10 protein-coding genes and 2 tRNA genes are annotated in these 11,707 nt (G+C 65.8%); 4 read left to right on the forward strand and 8 right to left on the reverse strand.

The genetic code is table 11. From position 1 onward, the window contains the following. Positions 1-131 precede the first annotated feature (131 nt). Together RXV79_RS15685 and RXV79_RS15690 are read left to right on the forward strand one after the other, a co-directional pair. Positions 132-875: a LuxR C-terminal-related transcriptional regulator gene (locus RXV79_RS15685; protein ID WP_316698780.1), complete on the forward strand. Its 744-nt coding sequence runs from the start codon at positions 132-134 to the stop codon at positions 873-875. A 45-nt stretch (positions 876-920) separates the two neighbouring features. Beyond that, a complete protein-coding gene (locus RXV79_RS15690; protein ID WP_316698781.1) occupies positions 921-3,182 on the forward strand; it encodes a sensor histidine kinase in 2,262 nt (753 codons plus the stop codon). 63 nt (positions 3,183-3,245) lie between these two features. Here RXV79_RS15690 and RXV79_RS15695 read toward each other — a convergent pair. The 8 genes from RXV79_RS15695 to uvrC all read right to left on the reverse strand — a co-directional run bounded on the left by RXV79_RS15695 (position 3,246) and on the right by uvrC (position 10,005). After that, positions 3,246-3,321: transfer RNA gene (locus tag RXV79_RS15695), tRNA-His, on the reverse strand. Positions 3,322-3,362: 41 nt separating this feature from the next. Then, positions 3,363-5,249: a SurA N-terminal domain-containing protein gene (locus RXV79_RS15700; RefSeq protein ID WP_316698782.1), complete on the reverse strand. Its 1,887-nt coding sequence runs from the start codon at positions 5,247-5,249 to the stop codon at positions 3,363-3,365. Between the two features lie 147 nt (positions 5,250-5,396). After that, a tRNA-Val gene (locus RXV79_RS15705) sits at positions 5,397-5,472 on the reverse strand. Positions 5,473-5,485: 13 nt separating this feature from the next. Then, positions 5,486-5,758, reverse strand: coding sequence for an HU family DNA-binding protein (locus RXV79_RS15710; protein WP_201813318.1), 273 nt, complete (start codon positions 5,756-5,758; stop codon positions 5,486-5,488). Positions 5,759-5,982: 224 nt separating this feature from the next. Further along, positions 5,983-6,849 (reverse strand): DMT family transporter, encoded by an 867-nt coding sequence (locus RXV79_RS15715; RefSeq protein ID WP_316704124.1) that lies wholly within the window; start codon positions 6,847-6,849, stop codon positions 5,983-5,985. Positions 6,850-6,921: 72 nt separating this feature from the next. Next, positions 6,922-7,488: a CDP-diacylglycerol--glycerol-3-phosphate 3-phosphatidyltransferase gene (pgsA, locus tag RXV79_RS15720; protein ID WP_316698784.1), complete on the reverse strand. Its 567-nt coding sequence runs from the start codon at positions 7,486-7,488 to the stop codon at positions 6,922-6,924. A 56-nt stretch (positions 7,489-7,544) separates the two neighbouring features. Next, positions 7,545-8,093 carry a hypothetical protein gene (locus RXV79_RS15725; RefSeq protein ID WP_316698786.1) on the reverse strand — a complete coding sequence of 183 codons (549 nt, stop codon included), beginning with the start codon at positions 8,091-8,093 and terminating at the stop codon, positions 7,545-7,547. Beyond that, positions 8,080-10,005: an excinuclease ABC subunit UvrC gene (gene uvrC, locus RXV79_RS15730; RefSeq protein ID WP_316698787.1), complete on the reverse strand. Its 1,926-nt coding sequence runs from the start codon at positions 10,003-10,005 to the stop codon at positions 8,080-8,082. The genes RXV79_RS15725 and uvrC overlap by 14 nt, the downstream gene beginning before the upstream one ends. 34 nt (positions 10,006-10,039) lie before the next feature. Here uvrC and earP point away from each other — a divergent pair, with 34 nt between their 5' ends. Further along, positions 10,040-11,062 carry an elongation factor P maturation arginine rhamnosyltransferase EarP gene (gene earP, locus RXV79_RS15735; RefSeq protein ID WP_316698788.1) on the forward strand — a complete coding sequence of 341 codons (1,023 nt, stop codon included), beginning with the start codon at positions 10,040-10,042 and terminating at the stop codon, positions 11,060-11,062. 87 nt (positions 11,063-11,149) lie between these two features. Beyond that, complete coding sequence (gene efp, locus RXV79_RS15740) at positions 11,150-11,704, forward strand: elongation factor P (RefSeq protein WP_257824743.1); 555 nt, start codon at positions 11,150-11,152, stop codon at positions 11,702-11,704. Positions 11,705-11,707 lie beyond the last annotated feature (3 nt).

Consider the following 11,707-nt stretch of genomic DNA (forward strand, 5'->3'; position numbering starts at 1 on the left):
GCGCACCGTATGCGTGCGCTGCCGGCGGTCCATGCTCTTCATTGATGAGTGTGGGATAGGCCACGCCAGGATCTGTGCGCTACGATGCGTGTCCCTTTGTGAGTGCCCTCCGATGAGGGCACCCCGCACGCATGGCCATCAAGGTACTGATCGTTGAGGACAACCCGGTCGCCCGCAGCTTTCTTTGCCGCGTGGTGCGCGAGAGCTTCAGCGACGACATCGCGATCACCGAAGCCGGCGACCTGGAAACAGCGCGCCGCCAGGTCGGCCTGCGCGATGCCAAGAGCGGCGAGATGCCGGCCGACCCGTTCAAGCTCGTTCTCGTCGACCTCGAACTGCCCGATGGCAACGGCATGGAGCTGCTGGCCGAGCTGGCCCGCTACCCGGCCACCAAGATCGTCACCACGCTCTATTCCGACGACGACCACCTTTTCCCGGCCCTGCAATGCGGCGCTGATGGCTACCTGCTGAAGGAAGACCGCTTCGAGGTGCTGGTGGAAGAGCTGCAGAAGATCGTGCGCGGGCAGCCGCCTCTGTCGCCCGCGATCGCGCGCCGCCTGCTGGGTCACTTCCGGCAGGGGCCCGGCGGCACCGGCGGCGCAGCCGAACCGGCGCTCGGCAGCGGCTCCGGCTTTCAGAGCAGCCGCCCAATGGCGCTCGGCCGCGGCGCGCCGCTCGACCACGAGCGCCTCACGCCGCGCGAGAGCGAGGTCCTGACCTACCTCAGCAAGGGCTTCACCATCAAGGAAATCGCCAACCTGATGGGCATCAAGTGGTTCACCGTCAACGACCACATCAAGTCGATCTACAAGAAGCTCAATGTGTCGAGCCGCGCCGAAGCGGCAGTGCTCGCGAGCAAACAAGGGCTGGTCTGAGGCCCACGGCGCCTGCCCGGCGACGCGCAGATGCACACGACCGGCATGTCCGCTTCGGTTGACTCCGCGCTGCCCGGCGCCTCGACCTTGGGCGCCGACAACTCGACCCTCGACTCCGCACTGATCGACCGCAGCTTCGACGCCGAGCCGCTTTCACGCTGGATCGGATGGCGGCTGCGCCTGCTGGTGGTGGCCGCGCTGGTCGGTTGCCTCGCCACGCTGCTGCTGGCCCGCACGCTGGGCGACATGCCCCAGCTGAACGCGAGTTGGCGCGCCTCGGATCGCGGCGGCCTGGAGCTCGCCTCAAGCACGCTGCCCACGCTCAAGCTCCACGAGGGCGAGACCCTGGTGGCCCTGGTGGCCAGCGACGGGCGCCGCACCGAACTTGGCGATCTGGCGCTGCGGCGCGCCTCGCGGTGGCTGACCGACGACGCGCAACGCAGCCGGCACGTGTCCACGCAACAGGCCATCACCCGGGCTCTTCAACAACGCACGGTAACCCTGGTCTTCGCCGATGGGACGACGGTCGACGTCAACCCCGAGCCGCGCGGCATCGGCGCACTCAGCCCGATGTTCTGGCTGCTGTGCGGGCTGGCGCTCGTGATGTACCTGGTCGCGATGGTGGTGACGCTCGCGAGGCCGACGCTGCGCAACCTGCTCTACGCCCTTGCCACGCTGTGCCAGGCCGGCAATCTCGCGATGATCGCGATCGAGTCCGGCGTGTCGCTCGGCCTTCCGCTGCCGATGTCGCTGTGGAACATGCCGGCGCACGGCGCGCTGGATTTGCTGGCCGCTGCGGCGCTCGTGCATGCGGCGGCGCTGCACCCGAGGCGGCTGCCCGCCGCGGGCGCCATCGGCTGGCTGGTGTGGCTCGGCACTGCCGCGGTCACATGGGCGCTGAGCCAAGGTCAGCTGAGTGCGGCGTGGTGGTGGGTACAGGCCAGTGTGGCGCTCCTCGGCGCGGCCACCGTCGCCCTGCTCAGCTGGTCGCACGCGATCGAACCACACCCCTTCGCGATCGTCACACGGCGCTTCGCGACGCTGGCGACGGCAGCCTGGCTCGCGTTGACGCTTGCGATCGCCTGGTCCGCCCAGCACCCGCTGCTGCAGCAGCAGATCGCGGTGGTCGGGCCTACGCTGTGGTCGGTGCTGCTGGGCTCCTTGCTGGTGCTGCTGCCGTTTCTGTCGAAGTCGCAGCAGGTGATGCGCGAGTTTTCCTTGCTCGCGGCGATCAGCACCATCGCCACGGCGCTCGACCTGCTTTTCGTCGCCGCCTTTTCGCTCGGCCAGTTCGCATCGCTGACGCTGGCCCTCTTCCTCTCGCTCGGCCTCTATTCCGGCGCACGCCAGTGGCTGCTGAACCAGCTGCGCAACCAAAACGTGATCACGACCGAGCGCATGTTCGAGAAGCTCTATCGCATCGCGCGAGAGGTCGAAGCGCACCCGGAACGCACCTCGAGCCTCCTCACGCAGCTGGCACGGGAGCTGTTCCAGCCGCTGGAGGCCGGCGTGATCGACAAACGCTACGCCGCTCCGCGTGTGGCCAACGCGGGCTCGACCCTCCTGATTCCCGTTCCGGAGCTGCCACACGGCGATGCAACCGAACACAGCACCATCGTCATCCGCTTCGCCCACCACGGCCGCCGCCTCTTCACCACCGAAGACGCCCGCCTTGCGGAGCGCGTGGTCGAGCAGCTGCGGCGCGCTGTGGCCTTCGATCAGGCCGTTGAGCAGGGCCGCAACGAAGAGCGGCTTCGAATTGCGCAAGACCTGCACGACGACATCGGCGCTCGCCTGTTGACGCTGATGTACAAAGCCCAGTCGCCCGAGATGGAAGACTACGTGCGGCACACGCTGCAGGACCTGAAGACGCTCACCCGCGGCCTCGCCGCCCCGAGCCACCCGCTATCGCATGCCGCGGCGGAGTGGAAGGCCGACCTGACCCAGCGCCTCACCGCCGCGCACATCGCACTCGGTTGGAGCTTCAGCGCCGACCGTGACATCTCGCTCTCGGTGGTGCAATGGTCGGCGCTGACGCGGGTGATGCGTGAGCTGGTCAACAACGTCATCTCGCACTCGCAGGCGCGGCGTGTGGACATCGACTTCGTGCTCGAAGGCGACCGCGTGGATCTGAGCGTCAGCGACAACGGTGTCGGCCGCAACCCGAAGGCCTGGTCGCACGGCCTGGGTCTCGGCGGCGTGCGCAAACGCGTCAAGCAGCTCGGCGGGGAGGTGGAATGGCGCGAGTTGCCGACCGGGGGCATCTGCTGCCGCGTGTGCGTCCGCAGGCTGTCGGAGAAGTCGTGAAGACGTCAGCGTGGGCCCAACGAAAAGGCCTCCGCGAGGGAGGCCTGTTTCTTCACATCTGGGTGGGGTGGCTGATGGGACTCGAACCCACGACAACCAGAATCACAATCTGGGACTCTACCAACTGAGCTACAGCCACCGCAGAGCCCGCAAGTATAGCGGAGCCTGCGGCGCCCGACGTCACTTCGTGGCGGCAGAGGCCGCCGGCGTGTTCACAGCGACCTTGAATCGGCTCTTCAGCGCTGCGTAATACGCATTCGCTTCCGCGCTGGCCCAGGCCTGCGAATAGGAGCCGGTCGCGCGGGCCGGATCGGCCACGGAACGGTCACGCCCCAGCACCTTGGCGACCTTCACCACGATGTAGCCATCGTCGTCCAGCGACACGCCTTCCACGGCGGGCACGGTGGGCGCCTTCAGCGCGGCATCGATCACGCCGCGCGGCAGATCCTGCGACTGCTGCGCCCGAGAAACCGTCTTCACGGGCGTGCCGAGGTCGGTGGCGGGAGCCTTGCGCAGCTCTGCCAGGCGTGCTTCGCCCTCTTTGCGTGCCAGTGCTGCGGCCTGCTGAGCAGCCACCTTCTCGCGCACCCGGGCCTTCACGTCGGCCAGCGGAGGCGTCGTCGTCGGTTGATAGTTGACGATGCGGGCCGACACCAGCGTGCTGGGCGCGGTCTCCACCGCTTCAGTGTTGCGCTTGTTGCGCAGCGTCTCGGCGTTGAAGATGGCATCGAGCAGCTTCTTCGAGCCGAGCGGGCCCGTAGCGTCGGGTGCGGGCATGCGGGTCACGCCCTTGGCCGTGCGCAGCTCGAGCTTCAGCTTGTCGACCACAGGCTTGAGGCTGTCGGATTGTTCGTAGACGATGTTGCCGAACTCGGCGGCGGCCTTCGCATATTCGCCCTGGGCCAGCTCCTTCTTGCGCAGCTGCTCGATGTCGGCGCGCACGCTTTCGTAGGAGCGCTTTTCACCGCCGCGCGTGGCCTTGAGTTGCAGGATGAAGAAGCCATCCTTCGTCTGCACCACTGGGCTCAGGTCGCCAGGCTTCTTCAGCGCGAAGAGCGCCTCTTCGTAGGCCTTGTCGGTGTCACCGCGGGCGATGAACAAGTCTGCATCGCCGCCCTTGTCGGCGGTCGACGAATCTTGCGAGTTCTTGCGTGCGACCTCGGCGAACGAAGCCGGCGCCTTGGTCAGCTCGGCCAGCAGCGCATCGGCCTTGGCACGGTCCTTCACAAGGATGTGGGCCGCCCGGCGTTCTTCGGCCGTGGTGTAGCTCTTCTCGTTCTGCGTGTAGTACTTCTTCAGCTCGTCTTCGGGCACGCTGATGCCCTTCTGGATGCTCTCGAGGTCGAGCACCACGTACTCGATGTCCGCCTTCTCGGCGGTCTGGAATTCGGCGCTATGGGCCGGGTCCTTGTAGTAGGCCTCGAGGTCGGCATCGGTCGGGTTCACCTTGGCGAGGTAGTCCTTGGTGTCGAAGCGCTGCAGCTGCACTTCGCGCTGCTGGAACAGTGCATCCATCGCGGACGAAACCGCCGCGGTCGGCGCGATCACCGTGCTCATCAGGCCCGCCTGCACCTGCCGCATCATCAGTTCTTCACGCTTGAGCTGGTCGTAGCCCTGCTTGGTGATGCCTTGCGCGTTGAGCGCCTGCTCGAGCGCCTGGACGTTGAGGCTGCCGTCGGGGCGACGGAAGGTGTCGAACTGGCGATCGGTCATGTACTCGCGCAGCAAGCGATCGTCGGTCGCCACGTAGCCGGCCTTCTCGGCCGCGGCCAGCATGACCTGCTCGCGCACCATCGTGTCGAGCGTGTTGCGCTTCATCTGCGGCGTGTCGAAGAGCTTCACGTCGATGCCAGGCATCTGCTGCCGCAGCATGTCGACCTGGCGGCGATGTGCCGTATCGAGTTCGGCCTGCGTGATCTTGCGCGAGCCGACGGTCGCGACCGTCGCATTGCCGCCTTCGGTGAAGCGGCTGTAGCCCTGGATGCCGAAGAGCACGAACGACGGGAAGATCAACAGCACCAGCACGAACTGCAGGATGCGGGTGTGCTTGCGGACGAATTCAAACATCGATGACCTCGATCAATGGATCGCAGAGCAGGAGCGCTACAGGGCCCCAGACGCAACAAAGGCGAACCTGAGTTCGCCTTTGCGGGTGGACGCCGTGAATCTTATCTGATGGTGGCTGGCCATCTTGGGGCCAGCTCAACGACGACTTGGTGGGTGCTGAGGGGCTCGAACCCCCGACCTACGCCTTGTAAGGGCGCCGCTCTACCAACTGAGCTAAGCACCCGCAGAACATTCAATCAGTTGACTGCATCCTTCAGGGCCTTGCCAGGGCGGAACTTCGGCACCTTGGCAGCCTTGATCTTGATCGTGGCGCCGGTGCGCGGGTTACGGCCGGAGCGCGCTGCGCGCTTGCTCACGCTGAAAGTGCCGAAGCCCACCAGCGAGACGCTGTTGTTCTTCTTGAGCGTTGATTTCACACCGCCGATCAGGGCCTCCAGCGCGCGAGTGGCAGCAGCTTTGGAGATGTCGGCCTGTTTGGCAATGTGTTCAATCAATTCGGATTTGTTCACGAAGGTACCCCCTCAAAAGGTGTCTCGAAAGAATCTGGGTGGATGGTTCGGGCCGCATGTTTGGTGGCTCAACGGCTCAAACGATTACAGCCGCAGGCACCCCCACTGTCAAGCGCGGAAGCGGATTCTATGCGTAATCAACTGCATCGCTCGGGGGCCTCGCCGCGTGCTTCCACGCTTGACAAGCCTGGGGGTGCGACCTACTTCGCCACCTCGTGTGCGCATCACGACTCAGGCTTTCCCTCGGTGCGCGCGACCAGCCAGACACCGAGTGCCGTGAGCGCCATTCCGACGAGCATGAGCAAGGTCAATGCTTCGTCGAAAAGCAGCCACGCCATCAGCGCAGTCGTGGGCGGCACGAGATACAAGAGACTCGTGACGCGCGTCGCTGCACCGCGCTGGATCAAGAGATACAGCAACGAGCTGCCGCCCAGGGTCAACCCGAACACCGACCACGTAAGAGCACCAACGAAGTGCGGGTGCAACACGATGGGCTCGGTCTCCAGCAGCGCGAGCGGGCAGCTCACGACCAGCGCCGCCAGCAGCTGCACGAAGTTTGCGGTGCGCACATCGCAAGGCGCGACGAATCGTTTCTGATACAGCGTGCCTACCGTGATGGCAAGCAATGCCAGCCCCGCGAGCGACAGGTTGAACGGAGACAACTCACCCGCTCCGAGCTTGCGCCACACGACCAGCAAGAGGCCCAGCAACCCGAGCAGCAGGCCCACCCATTGCCGTGGGGAAACGCTCGTGCCGTTTTCGCCGTGTTGCGAACGGCTCAGCCAGAGCGCTGTCAGCACGGGCTGCAAGCCGACCAGCAAGGCGATCGTGCCCGCGCCCATGCCGGCCTTCACGGCCGCCCAGACACCACCGAGATAACCGGCGTGCATGAGCGCACCCGTGACGCACAGGTGCGCCCATTGCGTCGCGCCGCGAGGCCATGCCGCACGAGACAGCAGGATCCAGACGCCGAAGCACAACACCGACAGCGCGTAGCGCCAGCTGAGGAAGGTGAGCGGCGGGGCATGCGGCATGCCGAAACGCGCGACGATGAAACCCGTGCTCCAGATCAGCACGAACACCGCGGGCATCGCGCGCAGCAGCGCGTCGCGTCGAGGACTCGTCACCGGAAGACTCAGCCGAAGCGCGCCACGCAAGCGCCGTCAGCGCACCTTGGCGCGGATTTCCGGCAGCGCCTTCTGCAGGTAATACACCATCGACCAGATGGTGAGCACCGCGGCGATGTAGATCAGCCAGGTGCCCCAGGCCTGCGTGTCGATCACGCCAAACAAGGCGCCGTGATACAGCAGGAAGGGAATCGCCACCATCTGCACCGTCGTCTTGAGCTTGCCCAGCATGTGGACCGCCACGCTGCGCGACGCGCCGATCTGCGCCATCCACTCTCGCAGCGCCGAGATCGCAATTTCACGGCCGATGATGACCAGCGCCACCAACGCCTCGAGCCGGCCGAGCTGCACGAGGATGAGCAAGGAAGCGCAGACCAGGAACTTGTCGGCCACCGGGTCGAGGAAGGCACCGAAGGACGAAGTCTGATTGAGCTTGCGGGCGAGGTAACCGTCGGCCCAGTCGGTCAGCGCCACCACCACGAAGAGAACCGTGGCCACCAGATTCTTGGTGCCTGAGTCGAGTTCGAGATAGAAGATCCCGACGATCAACGGGATCGCGACGATGCGCGCCCAGGTCAGCAGGGTGGGCAGATTGAAGAACATGCGGGGATTGTGCCGAAGTTCTCGGCTCGGCCCGCGTGTTCTTCAGCGCCGGAGGCTTATTGGACGTCGATCGTGCGCGGCTTGAAGCGCTTGTCGTCGTTGAAGAGATAGGTCTCCGCGAACGACCAGGGCTTGGGCAGCTTGGACACGTCGCCGAAAGGCGCCGCGCGTTTCACAGCATCGATTGCCAGCTGCACCGTCTCCTGCGCCTGGCTCGGGCGGCGAAGAATGTCGATCTTGTGGATGGAGCCGTCGGCGTTGAGTTCGATGTTGAGCACCGGCGCGGCCAGCAGCATCTGCTGAGGCTTGCCGGTGAAGGTGCCGCTCGGGTTGGCGGCCATCACGCGGCGAGCAGCCTGCAGCTTGTACTCGTTCCAGTTGCGCGACACGGCGGGCGGCGGCAGCTTCACACCCCCCGTGGCAGCGGGTGCCGCAGGAGCCGGCGCTGGCGCGGCAGCCTTGCCAGGCGCCGCCGGTGCAGGAGCGGGTGCCGGTGGAGCGCTCGGGCTGCTACCGCATCCGGCCAGGCCCACGGCGATCATCAGGCTGCCGACGGCGGCCCAGCGGTGGACCGTGCGGGACGGCGTGAGGTCAATGCAATGCACGATAGATTTCCTCTGCGAGTTCTTTGGAGATCCCGTCCACGCTCGCGAGGTCTTCTACGCTCGCGTGGCCCACGCCGCGAGCCCCCCCGAAGCGCTGCAAAAGTTTCGCACGCTTCTTCGGGCCGACACCAGGGATTTCCTCGAGAACACTGCCTCCGGTGCGCACACTCGCACGCTTTGCACGCATGCCGGTGATCGCAAACCGATGCGCCTCGTCGCGGATCTGCGCCACGAGCATCAGCGCCGCCGAGTCGGCGCCGAGGTACACCTTGTCACGACCGTCTGCGAAGACCAACTCTTCCAAGCCGACCTTGCGGCCTTCGCCTTTTTCAACGCCGACGATGAGCGACAGGTCGAGCCCCAGTTCTTCGAACACCTCGCGCGCCATGCTGACCTGCCCGCGCCCGCCGTCGACGAGCACCAGGTCGGGCAGCCGCCCTTCGCCGGTCTGCGCGGCGGCGGCCAGCTTGCTGTAGCGGCGCGTGAGCACCTGCCGCATCGCTGCGTAGTCGTCGCCTCCCGTGATGCCTTCGATGTTGTAGCGGCGGTATTGCGAGCTCTGCATCTTGTGGCCTTCGAAGACCACGCACGAGGCCTGCGTCGACTCGCCTGCGGTGTGGCTGATGTCGAAGCACTCGATGCGAAAGCTATCGAGGTTGTCGGGCGCGAGGTCGAGCGCCTCGACCAGCGCCCTTGTGCGCGCCTGTTGCGAGCCTTCCTCCGACAGCAGTCGCGCGAGCTTGATCTCGGCACCCTGGATGCACATGTCGAGCCAGGCCCGGCGCTGCTCGCGCGGCTGGTGCTGGGCCGTGACCTTGATGCCACTGTGCACCGACAGCGCCTCGATCAGCGCCTTGTCGACCGCATGGCTCAGCACGAGCAGCGGCGGCACGCTGCTTTCCAGGTAGTGCTGCGCGATGAAGGCCTCGAGCACCTGCACCTCGGGCGGGCTGCGGGTCTCGCCATCTTCGATATCCATCTCGGTCGCGTCGTCGACATGCGTTGGGAAGTACGGCCGATCTCCCAGGTGGCGCCCGCCGCGCACCATCGCGAGGTTCACGCAAGCCCGACCGCCCTGCACCTTCACCGCGAGGATGTCGGCGTCCTTCGTGGTCGCGCCGGTGTTGTCTTCCACCGACTGCTGGTGCAAGACCTTCGACAACGCGCCGATCTGGTCGCGGATCTCGGCCGCCTTCTCGAACGCCAGCGCATCCGAGTGCGCCATCATCTGCGCCTGCAGTGCGTCCATCACCTCCTGCTGCTCGCCGAGCAGGAAGCGTTCGGCATTCGACACGTCGCGCGCGTAGTCTTCGGCCCCGATGTAGTTCACGCACGGGCCCGAGCAGCGCTTGATCTGGTACAGCAGGCAGGGCCGCGTGCGGTTGTTGAAGACGGTGTCTTCGCAGGTGCGCAGGCGAAACACTTTCTGCAGCAGCTGGATCGACTCCTTTACTGCCCACGCGCTCGGGTACGGCCCGAAGTAGCGGTGCTTGCGGTCGACCGAGCCGCGGTAGTACGCCATGCGCGGAAACTTGTGCGAGACGATCTTGAGGTACGGGTAGCTCTTGTCGTCGCGGAAGAGGATGTTGTAGCGCGGGTCGAGCGACTTGATGAGGTTGTTCTCGAGCAGCAGCGCCTCGGCCTCCGAGCGCACGACCGTGGTCTCCATGCGCACGATCTTGCTGACCATGTGGCCGATGCGCGTGCCACCGTGGTTCTTCTGGAAGTAGCTCGAGACACGCTTCTTCAGGTCGCGCGCCTTGCCCACGTACAGCACCGCATCGCTCGCGTCGTAGTAGCGATAGACGCCGGGCAGCCCGGGCAAGGCGGCCACTTCGGCCAGCAATCGTTCACGCACCGCGTCTTGCGCAGGGCCTTGCTCGGGTTGGTCGGGGGACTCGGTCTCGCTCATCGGACGACGATTGTGCCGCCTCGATAATCGGCCGATGCGGTGGGATGTGTTCTGTCAGGTGGTCGACAACTACGGCGACATCGGCGTGTGCTGGCGCCTGTCGGCCGACCTGGCCGCGCGTGGCCACACGGTGCGTCTGTGGATCGACGATGCGTCGGCGCTCGCGTGGATGGCCCCCGAGGGGGCCGAGCGTGTGACGGTGCACCCCTGGACCGCCAGCGTCGACGAACCCGCCCCCGGCGACGTGGTCATCGAAGCCTTCGGTTGTCATCTGCCAGAGCCGTTCGTGGCCCGCATGGCTGCCGCGCCTCGCCCACCGCGATGGATCAACCTCGAGTACCTGAGCGCCGAGGCCTACGTCGAGCGCAGCCACCGCCTGCCTTCTCCGCAATGGCACGGCCCGGGCCAGGGCCTGACCAAGTGGTTCTTCTACCCCGGCTTCACCCCGGCCACGGGCGGCCTGCTGCGCGAGCCGGGCTTGATGGCCGAACAGGCGGGCTTCGACCGGGCCGCCTGGCTGCAGGCCCACGGCATCTCGCCATGCACGGGCGAACGTCTGGTCAGCCTCTTCGCGTACGAGAACCCGGCCTTGCATGCGCTGCTGGCCTCGCTGAACGAGGCTCCCACGCTGCTGCTGATCACCGCCGGCAAGCCTGCGCCGCACGGCCTTCCCTCGCAGGTGCGCTGCCAGTCCCTGCCCTACCTGCGCCAGCCCGATTTCGACCGCCTGCTCTGGAGTTGCGATCTCAATTTCGTGCGCGGCGAAGACTCGTTCGTGCGCGCACAGTGGGCCGGCAAGCCTTTCGTGTGGCAGATCTATCCGCAAGACGACGGTGCCCACGCCGCCAAGCTCGACGCCTTTCTCGACAGGTTCCCGCCCGTGCCCGGATTGCGCGCGCTCTGGCACGCCTGGAACGGCCTTGCCGCGTGGCCAGAGCGGTGGCCCGACCCCTTGTCTGAGGCCTGGCAGACCCCATGTCTGCGCTGGCGTGAAGAGTTGCTGGCCCAACCGGACTTGACCACGCAGCTGGTGGGTTTCGCCTCGGAAGCAGGCTAAAATCCGCCGTTTTGCGCGTTCTGGCAGGCCAATGTTCGGCGCGCGCGTCCTCCGCTACCGAATACGGAAACCCACACGGGAATCGCTATGAAGATCGCTCAAGAAATTCGCGCCGGCAACGTCATCATGCACGGCAAGGACCCGATGGTCGTGCTCAAGACCGAATACAGCCGCGGTGGCCGCAATGCCGCCACCGTGCGCATGAAGCTCAAGAGCCTGCTCAACAACTCGGGCACCGAAGTCGTCTTCAAGGCCGACGACAAGATGGACCAGATCATTCTGGAAAAGAAGGAGTGCACCTACTCCTACTTCGCCGACCCGATGTATGCCTTCATGGACGCCGAGTACAACCAGTTCGAAGTCGAAGCCGAGAACATGGGCGACGCCATCCAGTACCTGGAAGACGCGATGCCTGTCGAAGTGGTGTTCTACGAAGGCAAGGCCATCTCGGTCGAACTGCCGACCAGCCTGGTGCGTGAAGTGACCTACACCGAGCCGGCCGTCAAGGGCGACACCTCGGGCAAGGTGATGAAGCCGGCCAAGCTGGCCACGGGCTTCGAGATCGCCGTGCCGCTCTTCGTGGAAACCGGCGACAAGATCGAAATCGACACCCGCACGCACGAGTACCGCAAGCGCGTCTGACGC

The sequence above is a fragment of the Piscinibacter gummiphilus genome (genome assembly GCF_032681285.1).
GTDB classification, from domain to species: domain Bacteria; phylum Pseudomonadota; class Gammaproteobacteria; order Burkholderiales; family Burkholderiaceae_C; genus Rhizobacter; species Rhizobacter gummiphilus_A.